This window comes from Nocardia sp. JCM 38205 (assembly GCF_058222935.1).
The window spans coordinates 173,334-191,943 of record NZ_JBYHFL010000002.1 but is presented as its reverse complement, the minus strand read 5'-3'; the positions used below and the strand labels follow the sequence as shown (position 1 = coordinate 191,943).

Sequence of the window (18,610 nt, the reverse complement as noted above, 5' to 3'; positions counted from 1 at the left end):
GGATTCCCCGCAGATTCACTCGCACATCCATCTCGTTCAGCGCCCTTGCAGGCCCGCGTCCAGTACCGCGCGGGCTACCGGCGCGGCGACCGACCCACCGGTTGCCGCCTCCCCGCGGTCACCGCCGTTCTCCACGATGACCGCAATCGCGATCTTCGGGTTCTGCGCGGGCGCGAAGGCGATATACCAGGCGTGCGGTGGGGTATTACGCGGGTCCGAGCCGTGTTCGGCCGTTCCGGTCTTGGACGCGATCTGGTACGGCCGTCCGCCACCGCCCTTGGTGTTCTGTTCGGAGGCGACCATCAGGTTGGTCACGGTCGACGCTACCTGGGCGCTCACGGCCTGCCCGACCGACACCGGTGTGGTTTCCGACAGCACGCTCAGATCGGGGCCCTGCAGCTGGTCGACCAGGTACGGCTCCATCCGCACGCCGCCGTTGGCGATGGTCGCGGCGATCACCGCGTTGTTGAGCGGGGTCAGCGCGACGTCGCGCTGACCGATGCTGGTCTGGCCGAGTGCGGCATCGTCGGGGATCGGCCCGACGGTGCTCTCGGCGACCGGGATCGGCACCCCGCGATGCGGCCCGATGCCGAAGGCGGCGGCCTCGTCCTTCAGGTTCGAGGCGCCCACATCGACACCGAGCTCGACGAACGCGGTGTTGCACGACATACGGAACGCGTCGTACAGCGAGGCGGTCGGGCCTGGGCCGCAGGTGGTGCCGTTGTAGTTCTCCAGCGTGGTGCTGGTGCCGGGCAGGGTGATGTTCGGCGCGGCGGTGAACTGGCTTTCCGGGGTGGCGACCCCGTTGGACAGCGCCGCCGCGGTGACGATCACCTTGAAGGTGGAGCCGGGCGGATAGGTCTGCGAGACGGCGCGATTGAGCATCGGCTGGTTCGGGTCCGAGCTCAGCTGCTCCCAGGCCTTGGTGCCCTGGGCGCCGTCGTGGCCCGACAGCAGGTTCGGGTCGTAGCTCGGGGTGGACACCATCGTCAGGATCTTGCCGGTGCTCGGCTCGATCGCGACCACCGATCCGGTGTAGCCCTTGCTGGTCAGCTCGTCGTAGGCGACCTGCTGCATGACCGGGTCGATGGTGGTGACCACATTGCCGCCGCGCGGATCGCGCCCGGAGAACAGATCGACCAGCCGGCTGCCGAACAGCTGATTGTCCGAGCCGTTGAGCACCGGATCCTCCGCGCGTTCGAGCCCGGTGCTGCCGTACTGCATCGAGTAGAAGCCGGTCACCGGGGCGAAGGCCTCGGGTGCGGTGGGGTAGGTGCGCAGGTATTTGTAGCGGTCGTCGGTGGCAACCGAGCTGGCGAGCACGGTGCCGCCGGCCGAGATCTGGCCGCGCTGGCGCGAGTACTCGTCGAGCAGCACCCGGGAGTTGCGTGGATCCGCGCGCAGATCGTCGGCCTTGATGACCTGGACGTAGGTGATGTTGGCCAGCAGCGCGACGACCATGACCATCACCGCGACGGCGACCCGGCGTAGGGGAGTGTTCACTACCTCGGCCCCCCTTCCTGACGGTTCTGATCCCGCCGCATCATCTCGGTCGGCGCCTCGGCGATCGGCGGCGGTGCGACTTCCTTCTTGCGGACCGGCGCCGGCGCGCGGGCCGCGTCGGAGATCTTGATCAACAGCGCGAGCAGCGCGTAGTTGGCCAGCAGCGACGAACCACCATAGGACATGAACGGCGTGGTCAGACCGGTCAGCGGGATCAGCTTGGTGACACCGCCGACCACAACGAACAACTGGACCGCGATGGTGAACGACAGACCAGCGGCGAGCAGTTTGCCGAAGCTGTCGCGGACCGCGAGCGCGGTGCGCATCCCGCGCATGATGAACACCAGGAACAGGATCAGCACCGCGGTCAGCCCGATCAGGCCGAGTTCCTCACCGATGGTGGTGACGATGAAGTCGGTCTTGGCGAAGGGCACCTGGGACGGGCGGCCGCTACCGAGCCCGGTGCCCGCGAGCCCGCCGGTGGCCAGCCCGAACAGCGACTGCGAGATCTGGTAGCCGGTGTTGTTGTAGTCGTCGAAGGGGTGCAGCCAGGTTTCCACGCGCACCCGCACGTGCCCGAACAGCTGATAGGCGAAGACGAATCCGAGTGCGAGCAGCCCGCCACCGATGATCAGCCAGCCCACCCGCTCGGTGGCGATGTAGAGCATCACCAGCACGGTGCCGAAGATCAGCAGCGACGTGCCGAGATCCTTTTCGAACACCAGCACCCCGATGCACACGATCCACACCGCGAGGATCGGGCCGAGATCGCGGGCCCTTGGGAACTCCATGCCGAGGAAATGCTTGCCCGCGGCGGTGAACAGATCGCGCTTGGCCACCAGCACCGAGGCGAAGAAGATGATCAGCAGGATCTTGGCGAACTCGCCCGGCTGCATGCTGAAACCCGGCAGCCGGATCCAGATCTTGGCGCCGTTGGTTTCGGAGAATCGGCTCGGCAGCAGCGCCGGGATCGCCAGCGCGACCAGCCCGATCAGTCCCAGGGTGTAGCTGTAGCGGGCCAGCGTGCGATAGTCGCGCAGCACGATCAGCAAGGTGATGAACACGATCGTGCCGAGCGCCGTCCACAGGATCTGCTGGGTGGCGTCGGGGGAAGGCACCGGCCAGTCGTTGTAGGCGGCGGCCTGCTGATCGGCCAGATCGAGACGATGGATCAGCACCAGGCCGAGGCCGTTGAGCAGCGCGACGATGGGCAGCAGCAACGGGTCGGCGAAGGGTGCGAAGCGGCGGATCGCCAGATGCGCGATCCCGAACAGAGCGAGGTAGGCCAGACCGTATTTGGCGATGTCCCAGGTGATCGACTGCTCCTGGCTGGCCTCGACCAGGAACAGCGATGCGGTGGTGACCACTGCCGCGAAGCCGAGCAACAACAGCTCGTTGTTGCGTCTGGTGCTCGGCGCAGGCGCGGGAGCGAAGCCGCCCGGGGGACTCGGATAGGCCCCGGCGGACGGTGGTGCCGGTGCGGACATCAGTCCGTCACCCGGCAGTTCTCCCCCGCGGTCTGGGGCTGGGTCGGCGGAGCCGTGGTGGTCGGCGGCGCCGGCGTCGGGGTGGCCGAGGCCGGCGGCGCGCCTTCACCATTGGGTGCCGGAGCCGGGGGTGGCGCGGTGGTGGTGGTCGGGGCGGGGCCCGTCGGCGGAACAACCGGCGGCGCGACGACACCTGGCTGCGGCACCGAGCTCTTGGTGTCGCACGGCGGCAGCAGTTCCCGGTCGGCCAGCACGGCCATCTGGTCCTTGGCCTTGTCCAGCGAGCCGGGCGGCAGGCCCTTGTCCACCTGGTCGCGTCCGGTCTGCTTCAGGTCCTCGACCTTCAGTTCCCGGCAATCGGCAGGCATGTCCGCATCGGCGTCGACCAGCGTCAGCTTGCCGTCGGCGGCGACACAGCCGACCAGATCGACCTCATGGATCGAGTAGCCGAGGATCGAGCCCGGCAGCCCGCGCATGACGACGACGCGATCGTTGTCGGCGCCGACGTAGTAGTTGGACCGGATCATCTTGTACCCGACCAGCAGACCGACGCCGACCGCGGCCACCAGCGCGACCGCGAGCAGGATCCAGCGCAGCCGATGCGATTTCGCCGCGGGCGGCGGTTCCGGTGCGGAGGCGGCCCGGCGCGGCGCCGCACGCGGCGGGCGCATGGCGGCGGCTCGGCCGGCCGCGGTGTTCGGCGGTGGAGTGTCCTCGTCCTGGCCCGACGCCGCGCCCGCGACGATGGGGTGGCTCTGCCCGTAATCCAGGTCGATGACATCGGCGACGACCACGGTGACGTTGTCGGGTCCGCCGCTGCGCAAGGCGAGTTCGATCAGCCGGTCGGCGCATTCGTCGGTGCTGCCCTCGCGCATGGTGTTGGCGATGGTCTCATCGCTGACCACATCCGAAAGCCCGTCCGAGCACAGCAGATACCGGTCGCCCGCGCGTGCCTCGCGCATCACCAGCGTCGGCTCGATCTCGTTGCCGGTGAGCGCCCTCATGATCAGCGAACGCTGCGGATGCGTGTGCGCCTGCTCCGGGGTGATCCGGCCCTCGTCGACCAGCGACTGGACGAAGGTGTCGTCCCTGGTGATCTGGGCCAGCTCGCCGTCGCGCAACATGTAGGCGCGCGAATCGCCGATGTGCACGAGGCCGAGCTTCTTACCGGCGAACAGCATGGCGGTGAGCGTGGTGCCCATGCCGTCGAGCTCGGGTTCCTCCTCGACCTGATCGGCGATGGCCGCATTGCCCTCACGGGTGGCGCGGTCGAGCTTGCCGAGCAGATCGTCGCCCGGTTCGTCGTCGTCGAGGTGGGCCAGCGCCGCGATCATCAGCTGCGAGGCCACTTCGCCCGCCGCGTGTCCGCCCATGCCGTCGGCGAGGGCGAGCAGGCGGGCACCCGCGTAGACGGAATCTTCGTTGTTGGCCCGGACCAGACCGCGGTCGCTGCGCGCTGCGTAGCGGAGAACAAGTGTCACGATCGGAGCTCGATCACAGTTTTGCCGACCCGGACGGGAGCGCCGAGCGGAACACGGACAGCGGTGGTGACCTTCGCGCGGTCGAGATACGTACCGTTCGTCGAGCCGAGATCCTCGACGTACCAGTCGTCACCACGCTGTGACAGCCGCGCATGTCTGGTCGAAGCGTAGTCGTCGGTGAGTACCAGCGTGGAATCGTCCGCACGGCCGATCAGCACCGGTTGGGTGCCGAGGGTGATGCGGGTGCCGGCTAGTGAACCTTGAGTCACCACAAGATATTTGGCGCCCTTCTGGCCTCGGCGCAGGGACGGCAGCACCGCGGGACCGCGCGCGGCCCTCGGCTGGACCCGGATGCCGGAGGCCGCGTAGATGTCGCTGCGCAAGGTCCGCAGCACCGCCCACACGAACAGCCACAACAGCAGCAGGAAGCCCGCACGGGTCAGCTGCAGGATCAGTCCCTGCACGGCGCTCCACCTCCTGTTCGACCGTGTGTCGGTGCCGTAGGTGTGGTTCGACCCACCCCCACCGCTGTGCTGGTCTTGCCGGCTCCGTATGCGGTGCCTCGCGTGTGTGGGCACATCATAGGGCCGTCAGCCGATACGGACACGCCACGACCGCCCATTTCCGGACAGTCATGTCGTGACCTGCATCGCGAGCTTACGGGATCAGACGATGCGGATCAGGATCTCGGAATGCCCGGCGCGGATCACATCGCCGTCGGCCAGTTGCCAGTCCTGCACCGGGGAACCGTTCACCAGGGTGCCGTTGGTCGAGCCGAGATCCGACAGCATGGCGGTCTGCCCGTCCCAGCGGACCTCGATGTGCCGACGGGAGACGCCGGTGTCCGGCAGGCGGAAGTGCGCGTCCTGGCCGCGGCCGATGATGTTGCTGCCCTCACGCAGCTGGTAGGTGCGGCCGCTGCCGTCGTCGAGCTGGAGGGTTGCCGAATAGCCCGAGCCGGCCGCGGGAGCCGCGGCATATCCGCCGCCGGCGTAGCCGCCCTGCGCGCCGTAACCGGGCTGCTGGGAGTACGCCTGGCCGTAGCTCTGATCGTCGCCGTAGCCGGCCTGATCGCCGTATCCCGGATCCGCGTAGCCCTGGTCGGCGTAGCCGGGCTGGCCGTAGCCCTGCTGAGCCCCCTGCGGGCCGTAGCCCGGCTGGGCGCCGTAGGCCGGGTCGGCGTAGGCCTGCTCGCCATAGCCGGGTTGCCCCACGCTTTGCTGACCGCCCGGGGCCGGTGCGTAGCCCTGATCGGCGTAACCGGGCTGCCCGTAGCCGGGCTCGGAGTAGCCCCCGCCTTGCTGGCCGTAGCCCTGATCGGCGTAGCCCTGCTGCTGGTACCCCTGGTCGGCGTAGCCGGGCTGACCGTAACCGGGATCGGCCTGGCCGTAACCCTGGTCGCCGTAGCCGCCCTGCTGGCCGTAGGCCTGCTGACCGCCCTGCTGGTAGTCGTAGCCGTTCTGGTAATCGCCACCCTGGTAATCGCCGTAGCCCGGCGACTCCGGCGCGCGATAGTCGGCGCCCGAACCGTAGGGCGCGCCCGAACCGTAGTCCTCGGGGTACGCGCCGTTCTGCGGCCCGCGTCCCGCGGGCGGGGGTGCGTACCCGCGGTTGCGTGGATCGGACTCCGCGGGCTCACGGCTCGGGTCGTAGCCAGAGTTCTGCGTCATGGGGCCAGCTCCTGGTTGCGGGTGTGCGGGTCGTTGTGGCGGGGGTTCCGGGCTGCGAGCTGCGGGAGCCGCACGGCCGACGTCGGGATCGACCCGGCCGCTCGCCCTGAACTGTCCGGTGTGCAGCGTAGGGGATGCCTCGAACGCCACGTGTACTTCGCCGTAGGTCTGCCACCCTTGTTCGCGGATGAAGTCCTGCAGATGCTTGGCGAACGCGCGCGTCGTGAGGTCGTGATCGGCGTCGAGCTGCTGATGATCCGACGAGTTGATCGTGATCACATAACTGTTGGGTGCGAGCAGATGCCCGCCGCCGAGTTCCTGGACGTGATCGGCCGCCTCGCGCTGCAACGCCGCCTCCACCTCCTGCGGCACGACGCTCCCACCGAAGACCCTGGCGAACACATCACCGACGGCGCCTTGCAGGCGACGCTCGAATCTCGAAACGATGCCCATCTCGGCCCTCCCTTCGGTGAGATGTCTCCTCATTCGCAACGACGACACGCGGACGTGGCGTGTCGTTCAACGAGCACGTTCTTTGCATGATATCCGCGATCGTCTACACCTGTAACTGATGGAACTCGCGCCGGGTTCCCGCGGGTCGTCGCCGGGGGTGGACCGCGATTTCGTATCCGGGCGGGCTCCGTGATACTGTCTCCCAGTCGCTCGGGCGAGTGGCGGAATGGCAGACGCGCTGGCTTCAGGTGCCAGTGTCCTTCGGGACGTGGGGGTTCAAGTCCCCCTTCGCCCACAGATGCGGGAAAGCCGCAGATCAGATGGACAATCTGATCTGCGGCTTTTCTCGTTTCCGGGTCAGGCCGGCTTGATATTGGCGTTGCGGTGCAGCACATTGCCCGGGTCGTACTGCGCCTTGAGCGCGGCCAGCCTCGCGTACTTCGCACCGTAGGACCTACGGATCAGCTCCTCATCGGGTTCGGCCATGAAGTTGATATAGCTGCCAGGGTTCGACGACAACGGCCCGAGCGCGGACCACGTCTGCCTGGCCCACTGCCGATCTCCGGCCAGCAGCTCCGGGTCGGGGGCGACGGCGGCGATATTGCAGACGTAATGCGGCGTGCGCGCCCCGCCGAAGGCGGTGTCATCGGCGGCGACCGCGGCGAACGCGCCGTCCAGGCAGAAGCACGGCATGAACGACATCGGCGAGGCCTTCTTCGGAATGGCATCGGTGATGACCGCGATCGCCTCGTCGGAGATGTCGTCTATATCCACGGCCTTCTCATAGCCGTAGATGCCCCAGGGCGCGGCGTTGTCGAGCAGGCTCTGCAATGCCGTGTAGGGCATGGGTGTGACGAATTCGAACAGCGGCGGCAGCGCGTCACGGATCGGCGCGACCATCCGGGCATGTTCGGCGGCGGTGCCGAAACCGGCCACCAGCAGGGCATAGCCCGGCATCAGGTGGTATTGCTCCGGCACGAACGGCTCCGGCGGTGCGCTCAGGCCGAGTCCCATCAGCGCGCCCGCCCGCTCGGGCAGGGTCGGGAGGAACTCGCGGCACATCCGCAGCATGTCGGCGCCCGCGGCGCGGTCCCAGAAGAACAGTCCGAAATGGATCTCGGGCCCGAGCCGGTGCAGCCGGAATTCGAACTCGGTGACCACGCCGAAATTGCCGCCGCCACCACGCAGGCCCCAGAACAGGTCGGCATTCTCCTGGTCCGAGGCACGCACGATGCTGCCGTCGGCCAGCACTACCTGTGCGGCGACCAGGTTGTCGATGGTGAGTCCGAAGCTGTGGGTGAGCCAGCCCATCCCGCCGCCGAGGGTCAGCCCGCCCACGCCGGTGTGGCTGATGGTGCCCGCGGGTACCGCCAGGCCGTGGGCCTGGGTGGCGGCATCCATATCGGCCATCGTCGCGCCGCCGCCGACGCTGGCGATTTCCTTCTCCGGATCGACCACGACCTTGTTCATCGCGCTGAGGTTGATCATCAGCCCGTCGTCGACGCACGAGGAGCCGCTGAAGGCATGGCCGCCGCCGCGGACGGCGATCTCGAGATCGCGCTCGCGGCCGAAGGACAGCGCCGCGGAGACGTCTTCGGCGGACAGGCAGCCGGCGATCGCGGCCGGGTGCCTATCGATATCGCCGTTCCAGAGGGAGCGGGCGGTGTCGTAGCCCGCCTCGCCGGGACCGAACACCGGCCCGCTGATCTTCGAACGCAATGCGCCCAGATCGGTGTGCATTGTCTGTGTCATAGCTTTCTCCGCCCATGTGGCCCCGCCCCACTGATTCCGGAGCCCGGCACCGCCGCCGGCTCATACCGACCCCCACCCACCTGAAACGTGGTGGGCTCCGCTGCCGCGCCTGCTGCGCGCTGTCAGGTGATACGCGCCACGTCGGCACGTGGTTCAGCACGGTCGTCCCGCAATCCTCGGTCGGCGCGGTGAAGACCCCTGGCAGCCGGCCTCTGACTCGTGGAACGCGTTGCATTGTGTTGCCGCGGAATTCGTTGAACAGGCTTGACCGACAATGAGAACCTGTTCTAATTCATGGCATGCGCAGATTTGACGGCCGCCGGGTGGTGGTGACAGGTGCCGGATCGGGTATCGGACAGGGCATCGCTTTGCGACTGCTCGATGAGGGCGCCCAGCTGGTCGCCGTCGATATCGACGAGCCCGGCCTGGCCGCCACCGCGGACAAGGCAGGCGACGCCGCCGACCGGCTGCGGACGGTGCGGCTCGACATCGCCGATCAGGACTCGGTCCGCACCGGCACCGAGACCGCCCTCGAGTACCTCGGTGGGCTCGATGTGCTGGTGAACTCCGCAGGCATCCTGCGACCGGCCCGCACGCACGAAATGCCGCTCGACGCCTGGGACACGGTGATCCGGGTGAACCTCACCGGCACCTTCCTGATGACCCAGGCCGCGCTGCCCGCCCTGCTCGATTCCGGACGCGGCGTGGTGGTGAACCTGTCGTCGACCGCGGCGTTCCAGGGTTCGCCCTATCTGGCCGCCTACGCGGCCTCCAAGGGCGGCGTGGCCAGCTTCACCCATGCCATCGCGCTCGAATACGCCAAGCAGGGCCTGCGCGCGGTGAACATCGTGCCGGCGGGGATCACCAGCGGGATCACCACCAAATCGATCCTGGAGCAGCCGGAGGGTTTCGATCCGAGCCTGTTCGCGCGGCTCACCGGCTGGCTCAACGGCGGCGCACTCGGCAGCCCGGAGGACATCGCCGGCGTCGTCGCCATGGTCGCCTCCGACGACGGCCGCTATATGACGGGCACAGAGCTGCGGGTCGACGGCGGCGCCCTCATGTGAGCGCCGGTGCGATCAGGACGCGGCGGGCCGGGCGATCAGCAGATGGAACGGGATCGGCGGGTTGGGGATCCGCCGGTGCTCGACCGCGCAGCCGGCCGCGCGCAGCGTGTCGATCACCTCGGCGACCGGGCGAAGGGTGAATCCGTAGCCGGTGAACGGCAACTTCCTCATCGCATCGGGATCGCCGATGCCGATCACGAGCCTGCCCCCGGGGCGGACCACCCGCGCCAGTTCGGCGCAGGCGGCGGGCAGGTCGTCGACGAAGTAGACGGTGTTGCACGTGATCGCGGCATCGAGGCTGTCGGTGTCGAGTGGCAGCGCGGTGAGCGAACCCTCGGCCAGCCGCAGCCGGCCCGCGGCGATATCGGCGGCGAAACCGGATCGGGCCCGATCGAGCATGTCGGCGGAGATCTCGATGCCGTGCACGATGCCGTCCGCACCCACCCGGCCCAGCAGCTTCTTCAGGCCGATGCCGCCGCCGAAACCGATATCGGCGACAGCCGGTGCGCCGAGCGGTTGTCCGGCGGTGTCGTCCGGCTCGAGAGCGGCGTCGACGGCCGCCGCGACGGCGCGACCGTTGCCGCGATCCAACATCGGCGCGACCACCTTGCCGAGCAGGCCGTGCGGATTACCGAGCTGTCCGGCGACGGTCGACAGGATGCGGTCACGAAGCCCACTCATGCGGCCATGGTATCGGCGCCGGGCGTGAGTGCCGGTGCGGCAATACTGTTCTGGCGCGGTCACGGCCGGCCGCCGAGCAGGCGGCGCATTTGCGTCAGCGTCTCCAATAGGACGGAAATGTCGAACGAAAGGCGGTCGCCATGCGCGCACCACTGGCCCTGCTCGCCACCTGTGTCCTGATGAGTGCGGGCAGCGCGAGCGCCGCACCGGTCTGGGGCCCACTCGCGCCGCCCAATCCGCATCTGGGACCGCTCGGCACCGCGACCATGCACGGCGACGCCGGCTCGTCGGACGCGACACCGCTGGCGGGTCCGGGCACCGGCAAGCACGCGGTGACGATCTATCCGCTGGCCGCCGCCTGCCCGACCCTGTTGCAGGGCAACGACGGTCTGGTGGTGGCGTTGTGCACCACGGTCGCCGGGCGCGAGCCGACGGTGTTCCTGATCGACCCGCAGTCACCGGTCGGCCTGCCGCTGGCCTCGCTGACGCTGGTCAAGGGCAGTCTGCTCGGCGGTGTGTACGCCTACCTCGACAACGCCGACCGTCTGGTGGTGGTGGACGGTAACCGGGATCTGCTGCGAATCGGGCACGGCCGCACCGAATCCGGACGCTGGCAACTCACGGTCGACGCCTCCGTGCCGCTGGCGGGCTCGATTCCGGCGGGTGACAACGTGACCGGGCTGGTGCCGGATTGGTCCGGCAATGTCTGGTTCGCCGCCGGCGGCGGGGTGGTCGGCTTCGTGCGGCCCGCAGGGGCGGTGGCGGCGATCGCGCTGCCCGGCGGCGAGCAGGTGGCCAACAGCATCTCGGCGGCGCCGAGCGGGCGGGTCGCGGTGGCCACCACGCATGCGCTCTACGAGCTGCGGGCAAGTGGTTCGGGTCCGGAGGTGTTGTGGCGCGCGCCCTATGAGCGTGGTCCGGCGCGCAAACCGGGGCAGCTGAGCTGGGGGACCGGTTCCACCCCCACCTATTTCGGCCCGCGGACCGGCGCCGAGTACCTCACCATCGTCGACAACGCCGAGGGCCGGGTCCGGCTGCTGGTCTTCCGCACCGGCAGCGGGGAGTTGGTCTGCACTCGGCCGGTGCTGACCGAAGACGGTGCGGGCAGCGAGAATTCGCCGATCGGGATCGGCCGGTCGGTGTTCGTCGCGAGCACCTACGGCTACCCGTATCCGGCCGTGCCCGAGGGGGCGGGTCCCGCGGTGCCGCCGACGGCGCCGTTCGCCGGCGGCCTCACCCGAGTCGATGTGGACGACAACGGTTGCCGCACAGTGTGGGACAGCCCGGTGCGCAGCGCGGCGGTACCGCATCTGTCGACCGCGGACGGCCTGGTGTACACCGTGTCGCGGATCGGGCTGCCGACCACGACGCCGCTGGATGGTTACGCGTTGACGGTGATCGACCCGGAAACCGGTGGCGTACTGGCGAACAGTGTGCTGCCTCCGACGATCGTCGGTGATCCGTTGCAGATGTCGGCGTTGATCACCAAGAGCGGCAAGCTCTTACAGGGCACCGTCACGGGGATCGTCCGGGTGGGCTGACGGCCGCCGGATCTGTCCGATTCACCCGTTTAAACCTCTGATGAGGCGAAGATCACACTACGGATTTCAGTAACTCCGATGGTGCTGATCCGAGCCCGCCGTCGAGTGCGCTGATCGCATTGCGGCGACCGGATAACCTGCCGGTTAACTGTGTATTGGTACATGTAGGTCGCCCTCTGCATGATGCCGATCGTGTTTGTTCCGTGATAAACAAACCTGCGGTCGCTTTCTCGCCACGCTTCATTCAGCTATCCCCATTATCCACACTGAATCCCCAGGTAGCGGGCCATCTTGTGAGTACCGACCGGTAGTGAGCGGGTAGGCGTGGCTAATCGCCTGGGGGTGTCCGGCCGTAGCGAGTCCGTGACCTCGAAAAACGAAATGCAATTGCAGATGAAAGGACCAAATCGCGATTCACATCGGCCGCTGTGAGTTAGCTGGAACCGTGAAAAACGAGGACTTCACATGGGTTTGCGGGCGGTCTGCTTTATACGCTCAGCGGCCGCGCAGAGGGTTGCGTGGGCATAACGATTGTGTAGAGTCGACGGCAACGCTGGCCGCAGCTGAGCACGACTCGCTGCGGCCAGCGGAACTCAAATGGGGGAGTTCTTCACCGATCCGATTCCCGGCGTTGCCAACGGTTGCCAGAGCCGTGATCGCTCACCGTGTGCTCGGCGATGGCTACCGTCACCGATCCGTCGCGATAGCTACCGTCTGGTCGGTTTCAGAACGGTCCCGTTCCAGCACTGCCCGCCGGCCCGCACCGAACACGTACAGCAGAAACAGCGCCTCGGCCGCGAACCCGATCGCGATCCGCACCGGCGCGGGCAGGCCGCTCGGGGTCACGAAACCTTCCAGCAGGCCCGCCACCAGCAGCACGCCGACCAGCCCTAGCGCAATCGTGGCGGTGGTCCTGCCCTGCCGCGCCACCGCCTCCAACCGGCTCGACCGCCCCGGATCGATCAGCGTCCAGCCGAGTTTCAGGCCCGCGCCACCCGCGACGAAGACCGCCGTCAGCTCGAGCGTGCCGTGCGGAAGGATGAACCCGAAGAACGATTCCAAGCGCCCGGCCTCGGCCATCAATCCCGCCGTGACACCGAGATTGAGCGCGTTCATGAACAGCAGATACAGCGCGGGCAGGATCAACACCCCGGTGAACAGCGCGATCGCCGACACCCAAGCGTTATTGGTCCACACCTGCGCGGCGAACGCCTCGTTCGGATGCTCGGAGTAGTAGGTCTCGAACGCGCCACCGGGCGCGGTGACCGCGCGGGTATCGGCTGGAATGCCGAGAACCGAACGCGCCGAATCGAACTCGGCCACCCAGCCCGCGATCCCACCCGAGACCAGCAGGAACACCGCGCCCACCGACACCCACCACGGCCACGCGCGATACACGGCGGCGGGGAAGCGGTGGGTGAAGAAGCGGCCGACCTCCGACCAGGTGTCGGCCCTGGTGCCGAGCACCTTCGCGCGCGCCCGCGCCAGTACCGCGCTCAGCCCAGCCACCAATTCCGGATCCGGGCTATGGGTCTGTAACCGGGCCAGCTGCTGCGAGGTGCGCCGATACAGCGCGACAAGCTCGTCGGCCTCGGCGCCGGTGAGGGTGCCCTTGCGGGCCAGGAAGTCCAGCCGGTTCCAGGACCCGCGATGCGCGTAGCTGTATGCGTCCACGTCCATTCGGTTGCCTCCCACTCCCGCTCTGGGAAGAATGCTAGGCGACATGGCTGAGTTCACCACCGGCGAAGCAGTGGCCCTGGAGCTGCCCATCGCGCGCATCCCCACCAGGGCGGCGGCGTTCCTCGTCGACGTGATCATGCAGCTGATCCTGGGCTGGACGCTGATGCTGGGCGTCGTCTCGCTCCTGCTGCCGAGCGAACTCGACTCCGCGTGGCTGGCCACGGCGGTGCTCGTCACCGTGGTCACGGTGCTGGTCGGCTATCCGGTGGCCTGCGAAACCCTCAGCCGCGGGCGCACCCTCGGCAAGCTGATCTTCGGGTTGCGCGTGGTGCGCGCCGACGGCGGCCCGATCGATTTCCGGCACGCGCTGACCCGCGGCCTGGCCGGCGCGATCGTCGATTTCTGGATGCTCGGCGGGTTCGGCGCCATAGCTATGATCAGCTCGCTGTGCTCGCCCAACGCGCGCCGCGTCGGCGATGTGCTCGCGGGCACGGTCGTCGTCCACGGGCAGCAGCGGCTGCCGATCCCGGCGCTCGCCGTACCGCCGCCCTGGCTCGCCGAGTGGGCCACCCGACTCGATCCGAGCCCGCTGCCCGACGATCTGGCGCTGGCAGTCCGTCAGTACCTGACCCGGCTGCGCACCCTCACCCCGGCAGCACAGGTCGAACTCGGCAATGCCCTCACCGACGCCGTCTGCGCGCGCCTCGGCATCACCCGCCCCGGCGATTACCCGGCACCCCAGATTCTCGGCAGCGTCATGGCCGAACGGCAGCGTCGCGCGCTGGCGGCGCCGGTCGCGGCACCAGCGGTCCTCGGGTGGGCGACAAAACCTGCCGTCGCCCGAACGTGAGCGGATCGCGACGCTACCGGCAAACACCTTTCGCCCGGCTTTGAGCGACAACTCGGAATTCTGTCGCTCATATGCGGGCGAAAGGTATCTCCGGACCCGGCGGTGGGGGGCGTCGAGGAGCCCCGTCCAGCGCACGCGACGGTGCGGCCGAAGAGCCCCACCGATCGCGCGGGCCGGTGGTCTACAGCCCTCCGGACTGTTTCAGCTCCAGGTACTCGTCGGCGAGCGCTTCCGGCAATTTCGCCGGCTCCGCCGCTACCACGTCGATTCCGCTGCGGCGCAGCGATTCCCGCACCAGCGCGCGTTCGGCGAGTAGCGATTCGGCCGCTGCCGCCCCGTAGAGCTCGCCGGGAGTGTCGCGGCGGGTGGCGGCCGCGGCGACCTCCGGGTCGGTGACCGAGACGATCAGCACCCGATGACGATGGGCGAGCACCGGGAGCACCGGCATCAGATTCTCCTGCACCGCGGCGCCGTCGAGAGTGGTGAACCAGACGATCAGGCTGCGCCGCCGGGTGCGGTCGATGGCGGCGCGCACCAGGGCGGCGGTATCGGTATCGACCAGCGCCGGCGTCACCCCGGCCAGGGCGTGCATCAGCTTCGATTGCAGCCGTCTGCCGCCGATGCCGCGCACCTCCGCGCGCACCTGACGGTCGAAGGCGAGCAGATCGACCGAATCGCCGGCCGCGGCGGCCAGCCCGCCCAACAACAACGCCGCCTCGATGCTCGCATCCAGCCGGGTGCCGTCCGCACCGCCGGTGCCTACCCGTCCGGCGCTGACGCGGCCGGTGTCGAGCAGCATGAGCATGTGCCGGTTGCGTTCCGGGCGCCAGGTGCGCACCAGGACGTCGGCGGCGCGAGCGGTGGCGCGCCAGTCGATCGCGCGCACGTCGTCGCCGGCGACATATTCGCGGAAGGAATCGAATTCGGTGCCCTGCCCGCGCATGTTCGCCACCGTGCGGCCCTCGAGATGCTGCAGTCGTTTGACCTTCGAGCGCAGCAGTTTCTCGCTGCGGAACGGCGGCAGCGCACGGACCCGGGCGGGCACCGTGTGCCGAGTCTGCCGTCCGGCCAGGCCCAGCGGGCCGATGACGCGTACCGTGATCGGCCCGGCGACCCGATCACCGCGCCGGGTGGGGGTGAGGGTGGTGCGGTAGCGGGTGCGGGTGCCCGGCTCGACGGCGAGCCGGTGGGTGCGACCGGCGGCGTGCGCGCTGCCGGGCCAGTCGTCCCACAGCACACCGCGGACGGTGCGCGGGCCGGTGTTGGTCACCACGAGCTCCACGTCGGTGCTGCGTCCGAGCCGCACCACCGTCAGCGGATCTCTGGTCAAGGTCAGCGCGGCGGCGCTACCGGCCGCACCGAGATCGACGAGCACCGCCACCGCCAGCAGCGCGCTCAGCACGGCGACGCCGAACCAGGACGGCAGCACGAAGGTGACCACCAGCGCCGCCGCCACGGCGACGGCGAACAACCGACCGGTGACGACCACGGGCCTACACCGGAACCGGGACCGCGAGCAGTAGCGACCGCACGACGCCTTCGGCGCTCACCCCGTCCAGCTCGGCCTCCGGGCGCAGCTGCATCCGATGCCGCAGCACCGCCACCGCAACGGTTTTCACGTCGTCCGGGGTAACGAAGCCGCGTCCGTTCAACCAGGCGAACGCCCTGGCCGCCGCCATCAGCGCGGTCGCGCCGCGGGTGGAGGCGCCGTGCTGCACGGCCGGGGCCGCCCGGGTGGCTCGGCAGATGTCGACGATGTAGGCCAGCACCTCGGGGCTGATCGTGACGGTGCCGATCGCGGCCCGCCCCGCGGCGATATGCGCCGGACCGGCTACCGGGCGCAGACCGGCCGCGGCCAGATCGCGCGGATCGAAACCGCCGGCATGCCGTTGCAGGATGCGGAATTCGTCGTCGCGTTCGGGCAGCTGGATGTCGACCTTGAACAGGAAGCGGTCCAGCTGCGCCTCGGGCAGCGGATAGGTGCCTTCCTGTTCGATCGGATTCTGGGTGGCGACCACCACGAACGGATCCGGCAGCGGGCGCGGGGTCCCGTCGACAGAGACCTGGCGTTCCTCCATCGACTCCAGCAGCGCGGACTGAGTCTTCGGCGGCGTGCGGTTGATCTCGTCGGCCAGCAGCAGGTTGGTGAACACCGGGCCGGAGCGGAAGGTGAATTCGGTGGTGTGCGGGTCGTAGATCTGCGAGCCGGTGACGTCACCCGGCATCAGATCCGGGGTGAACTGCACCCGGGAATGCTCCAGATCCAATGCGGTGGCCAGTGCACGCACCAGCAGCGTCTTCGCCACGCCCGGAACGCCTTCGAGCAGCACGTGGCCGCGGCACAGCAGCGCGAGCACCAGATACATGATGGCGTTGTCGTTGCCGACCACCGCCTTACCGATCTCGGTGCGCAGCGCCGCGAACGCGGCCGCCGCCTCCTCGGCGCTCGGCGCCTTGCTGGTGTCAATGCTGGTCACGAGACCTCCGCTTCGATCCATTCGAGTTGCGCGGCAACCATTTCCAAGGTGTGTTCATCGGGTACCGGCCCGTAGAGCGCGGTGTACACCCAGTTCGGGTCCGCACCGGTGCGTGCGGTGAGTGCGGCTGCCACCTGATCCGGCGCGGTATCGGCGGTGATCCCGAGCGGCGAACGCACCCGGCGCAGGGTGGCCGCACGCAGTTTCGCCGCGACGTATTCGTGGTCCTTCGACAGCCGGTACAGCGCTGCCTGCCCGGCGAGCAGCTCATTGGCGGTGACTTCGACCGGGCGCGGTTCCCCGACCAGCGCGCCGCGCCGTCGCGCCCGCCACCACACCAGCAGAGCCCCCGCGATGAGGAACTGCAGGCCGCCGAAGGCGACGGGCGCGGGCAGGCGTTCGAAGATGGAATCCGATCCGGAGCCGAAGTCGGGGTCGACGTCCTCGGGGTAGTCGGGTTCTGGCAGGTCCGGCGGAATGTCCGGCGGCTGCGGTGGCGGGGGAGCGTCGGGCGCGCCGCACGATTGCAGTGCCGCCCACAGCAGCAGAATCAGCACCGCGATGCCGGCGAGGGTGGCCCAGAACTTCGGGTCGCGCAGCAGATCCGGCAGCGGCGGCAGGCTCCGGCGGGTACGTGAGGTGCGTTCGGCGGCGTCGACTTCGCGGGGTTCGGCCGCCGGTGCCGGCGCGGCCGCGGAGAATTGATCGACGAATTCGAGCCTGCGGTACTCGTCCTCGGTCGCATGCCTGCCGCCGTAGACGACCTCGTCGAAACTGTGTGCGGCGGGCCGGAATTCGTCGGCATGCTGCACCGGGGCCGCCGCGGTTGTGACCTCGTCCGCGGTCTCGGCGGCGGTACGGGATCGGCGGACGTCGAGCAGGCCGCGCTGTTCGAGCCCGCGCAGGGTGGCGCGGAAGCGTTCCCGCAGGGCGGAGTCGTAATCGCGGCGCTCGAGCGCGGAGTCGGCGGCGGCGCGGTGCTCGGCGGCCGAGCCGAGCCGAGGTGGTTGCGGCGCCGAGCCGTTGTCGGGGGTGTTCAGCTCGGCCATCGCACCCCCTGGGCGACCGGCGCGGGAGCGGGCAGCCGGATGTCCATGCCTTCGCGCCGGCAGCGGCGGTCCACGTAGACCACCACCCTGGTGGCGGATTCGACGATCTCACCGAACGCGACGATCAGCAGCACCGCCGAGGTGGTCAGGACGATGACCGCCCAACGATGGGTGCCGGAGAAATCGGAGAGGAACCACGGGATACCGAGCAGCGGCAAGGCCGTCAGCAACAGCAGCGCGCGCAGACACAGCCACAGCCATACCGTCGGCCACTGGGCTCCCGCGATGAGCAATTTCGAGCGCGCCACCGCGGTCCGATGGTTCGCACCTTCGGCGAAGATCACCGGCACCGCAACGAAACGATTGGCACGCAGCCAGCCCAGCCACAGCAGGGCGAATGGCAGCCCGATGATGAGCACGGTGCCCAGCCCGAGCACCGCGACGCCGACCAGCGTGAACAGCGATCCGAACACCAGTTGCGGGCCCAGCCGCGCCCCGGAACGCCGCAGCGCGGTGCGCCAGTCGATGGGCGCGCCCGCGATCACACCGGTGCCGATCGCGGTGGTGAGCCCGCGCAGCGCGATGCGGACCAGCCAGAGGCAGACCAGGGTGCTGACCACCACCGCCCACGCGACCGCGGCATCGTCGTCATCGGACAGCCGCGCGACGCCGGCCGTCACACCGGCGATGACGAGTTCGGCCGCGATGAGCAGCGTCGCACCGAACCCGGCCAGCGGCCGGATGGCCGACTGGATGAGCGCGAACGGCGTATCGAGCAGTTCGCGGAAGGTCATCGGACGGATCGGCACCGTCGTTCCGAGAGTCCCCGGTACCGGATCGTTCCCCGCCCCGACGGCACCGGCCGTTTCGGCTGGTGGCACGCGGCCGAGTGTAACCGGTCGGCGAGCGCCGAGCCCGC

At 69.0% G+C, this 18,610-nt stretch carries 15 protein-coding genes and 1 tRNA gene; 4 read left to right on the top strand and 12 right to left on the bottom strand.

Features of this window, described 5'->3' with window-relative positions:
- Nucleotides 1-36: 36 nt before the first annotated feature.
- The 5 genes from AC4HOU_RS07670 to AC4HOU_RS07650 form a co-directional block, all read right to left on the bottom strand.
- On the bottom strand, nucleotides 37-1,503 hold the full coding sequence (locus tag AC4HOU_RS07670; RefSeq protein WP_163816592.1) for a peptidoglycan D,D-transpeptidase FtsI family protein: 1,467 nt from the start codon (nucleotides 1,501-1,503) through the stop codon (nucleotides 37-39).
- The gene (locus AC4HOU_RS07665) at nucleotides 1,503-2,990 is read right to left on the bottom strand and encodes an FtsW/RodA/SpoVE family cell cycle protein (protein ID WP_194990765.1); all 1,488 of its coding nucleotides are present in this window, start codon (nucleotides 2,988-2,990) and stop codon (nucleotides 1,503-1,505) included. Before AC4HOU_RS07665 ends, AC4HOU_RS07670 begins: the two co-directional genes overlap by 1 nt.
- On the bottom strand, nucleotides 2,990-4,471 hold the full coding sequence (locus AC4HOU_RS07660) for a PP2C family protein-serine/threonine phosphatase (RefSeq protein WP_163816595.1): 1,482 nt from the start codon (nucleotides 4,469-4,471) through the stop codon (nucleotides 2,990-2,992). The genes AC4HOU_RS07665 and AC4HOU_RS07660 overlap by 1 nt, the downstream gene beginning before the upstream one ends.
- Nucleotides 4,468-4,935 carry an FHA domain-containing protein FhaB/FipA gene (locus AC4HOU_RS07655; protein WP_014348331.1) on the bottom strand — a complete coding sequence of 156 codons (468 nt, stop codon included), beginning with the start codon at nucleotides 4,933-4,935 and terminating at the stop codon, nucleotides 4,468-4,470. The genes AC4HOU_RS07660 and AC4HOU_RS07655 overlap by 4 nt, the downstream gene beginning before the upstream one ends.
- A 201-nt stretch (nucleotides 4,936-5,136) precedes the next feature.
- A complete protein-coding gene (locus AC4HOU_RS07650) occupies nucleotides 5,137-6,594 on the bottom strand; it encodes an FHA domain-containing protein (RefSeq protein WP_490724305.1) in 1,458 nt (485 codons plus the stop codon).
- A gap of 212 nt (nucleotides 6,595-6,806) precedes the next feature.
- On the opposite strand from AC4HOU_RS07650, the gene AC4HOU_RS07645 reads away from it, so the two are divergent.
- Nucleotides 6,807-6,889 (top strand) — tRNA-Leu (locus tag AC4HOU_RS07645).
- 62 nt (nucleotides 6,890-6,951) lie between these two features.
- On the opposite strand, the gene AC4HOU_RS07640 is transcribed toward AC4HOU_RS07645, so the two are convergent.
- Entirely contained in the window at nucleotides 6,952-8,346 is a 1,395-nt protein-coding gene (locus tag AC4HOU_RS07640) for an FAD-binding oxidoreductase (RefSeq protein WP_490724304.1), read from the bottom strand.
- A gap of 299 nt (nucleotides 8,347-8,645) precedes the next feature.
- Here AC4HOU_RS07640 and AC4HOU_RS07635 point away from each other — a divergent pair, with 299 nt between their 5' ends.
- Nucleotides 8,646-9,413, top strand: a complete 768-nt coding sequence (locus AC4HOU_RS07635) for an SDR family NAD(P)-dependent oxidoreductase (protein WP_163816601.1) — start codon at nucleotides 8,646-8,648, stop codon at nucleotides 9,411-9,413.
- A 12-nt stretch (nucleotides 9,414-9,425) separates the two neighbouring features.
- On the opposite strand, the gene AC4HOU_RS07630 is transcribed toward AC4HOU_RS07635, so the two are convergent.
- Nucleotides 9,426-10,094 carry a methyltransferase domain-containing protein gene (locus AC4HOU_RS07630; RefSeq protein ID WP_194990769.1) on the bottom strand — a complete coding sequence of 223 codons (669 nt, stop codon included), beginning with the start codon at nucleotides 10,092-10,094 and terminating at the stop codon, nucleotides 9,426-9,428.
- 140 nt (nucleotides 10,095-10,234) lie between these two features.
- On the opposite strand from AC4HOU_RS07630, the gene AC4HOU_RS07625 reads away from it, so the two are divergent.
- Nucleotides 10,235-11,635, top strand: coding sequence for a hypothetical protein (locus AC4HOU_RS07625; protein ID WP_194990770.1), 1,401 nt, complete (start codon nucleotides 10,235-10,237; stop codon nucleotides 11,633-11,635).
- Between the two features lie 687 nt (nucleotides 11,636-12,322).
- Here the strand turns inward: AC4HOU_RS07625 and AC4HOU_RS07620 are convergent.
- Nucleotides 12,323-13,315: a stage II sporulation protein M gene (locus AC4HOU_RS07620; RefSeq protein ID WP_194990771.1), complete on the bottom strand. Its 993-nt coding sequence runs from the start codon at nucleotides 13,313-13,315 to the stop codon at nucleotides 12,323-12,325.
- A 43-nt stretch (nucleotides 13,316-13,358) separates the two neighbouring features.
- Here AC4HOU_RS07620 and AC4HOU_RS07615 point away from each other — a divergent pair, with 43 nt between their 5' ends.
- Nucleotides 13,359-14,165 carry an RDD family protein gene (locus AC4HOU_RS07615; protein WP_163816608.1) on the top strand — a complete coding sequence of 269 codons (807 nt, stop codon included), beginning with the start codon at nucleotides 13,359-13,361 and terminating at the stop codon, nucleotides 14,163-14,165.
- 181 nt (nucleotides 14,166-14,346) lie between these two features.
- On the opposite strand, the gene AC4HOU_RS07610 is transcribed toward AC4HOU_RS07615, so the two are convergent.
- Genes AC4HOU_RS07610 through AC4HOU_RS07595 form a run of 4 tightly spaced genes read right to left on the bottom strand, consistent with a single transcriptional unit; the run spans nucleotide 14,347 to nucleotide 18,572 of the window.
- Nucleotides 14,347-15,654, bottom strand: a complete 1,308-nt coding sequence (locus AC4HOU_RS07610) for a DUF58 domain-containing protein (RefSeq protein WP_163816610.1) — start codon at nucleotides 15,652-15,654, stop codon at nucleotides 14,347-14,349.
- 4 nt (nucleotides 15,655-15,658) lie between these two features.
- Complete coding sequence (locus AC4HOU_RS07605) at nucleotides 15,659-16,663, bottom strand: AAA family ATPase (RefSeq protein WP_163816612.1); 1,005 nt, start codon at nucleotides 16,661-16,663, stop codon at nucleotides 15,659-15,661.
- Nucleotides 16,639-17,691, bottom strand: coding sequence for a DUF4129 domain-containing protein (locus AC4HOU_RS07600; protein ID WP_194992598.1), 1,053 nt, complete (start codon nucleotides 17,689-17,691; stop codon nucleotides 16,639-16,641). The genes AC4HOU_RS07605 and AC4HOU_RS07600 overlap by 25 nt, the downstream gene beginning before the upstream one ends.
- Entirely contained in the window at nucleotides 17,679-18,572 is an 894-nt protein-coding gene (locus AC4HOU_RS07595) for a hypothetical protein (protein ID WP_490724303.1), read from the bottom strand. Before AC4HOU_RS07595 ends, AC4HOU_RS07600 begins: the two co-directional genes overlap by 13 nt.
- Between the last annotated feature and the right edge of the window lie 38 nt (nucleotides 18,573-18,610).

What these genes read in the sequence shown, in the direction of transcription:
- AC4HOU_RS07620 (WP_194990771.1), bottom strand. Translation starts at nt 13,315, where the DNA reads ATGGACGTGGACGCATACAGCTACGCGCATCGCGGGTCCTGGAACCGG.
- AC4HOU_RS07635 (WP_163816601.1), top strand. Translation starts at nt 8,646, where the DNA reads ATGCGCAGATTTGACGGCCGCCGGGTGGTGGTGACAGGTGCCGGATCG.
- AC4HOU_RS07665 (WP_194990765.1), bottom strand. Translation starts at nt 2,990, where the DNA reads ATGTCCGCACCGGCACCACCGTCCGCCGGGGCCTATCCGAGTCCCCCG.
- AC4HOU_RS07625 (WP_194990770.1), top strand. Translation starts at nt 10,235, where the DNA reads ATGCGCGCACCACTGGCCCTGCTCGCCACCTGTGTCCTGATGAGTGCG.
- AC4HOU_RS07615 (WP_163816608.1), top strand. Translation starts at nt 13,359, where the DNA reads ATGGCTGAGTTCACCACCGGCGAAGCAGTGGCCCTGGAGCTGCCCATC.
- AC4HOU_RS07600 (WP_194992598.1), bottom strand. Translation starts at nt 17,691, where the DNA reads ATGGCCGAGCTGAACACCCCCGACAACGGCTCGGCGCCGCAACCACCT.
- AC4HOU_RS07605 (WP_163816612.1), bottom strand. Translation starts at nt 16,663, where the DNA reads ATGGATCGAAGCGGAGGTCTCGTGACCAGCATTGACACCAGCAAGGCG.
- AC4HOU_RS07650 (WP_490724305.1), bottom strand. Translation starts at nt 6,594, where the DNA reads ATGGGCATCGTTTCGAGATTCGAGCGTCGCCTGCAAGGCGCCGTCGGT.
- AC4HOU_RS07640 (WP_490724304.1), bottom strand. Translation starts at nt 8,346, where the DNA reads ATGACACAGACAATGCACACCGATCTGGGCGCATTGCGTTCGAAGATC.
- AC4HOU_RS07630 (WP_194990769.1), bottom strand. Translation starts at nt 10,094, where the DNA reads ATGAGTGGGCTTCGTGACCGCATCCTGTCGACCGTCGCCGGACAGCTC.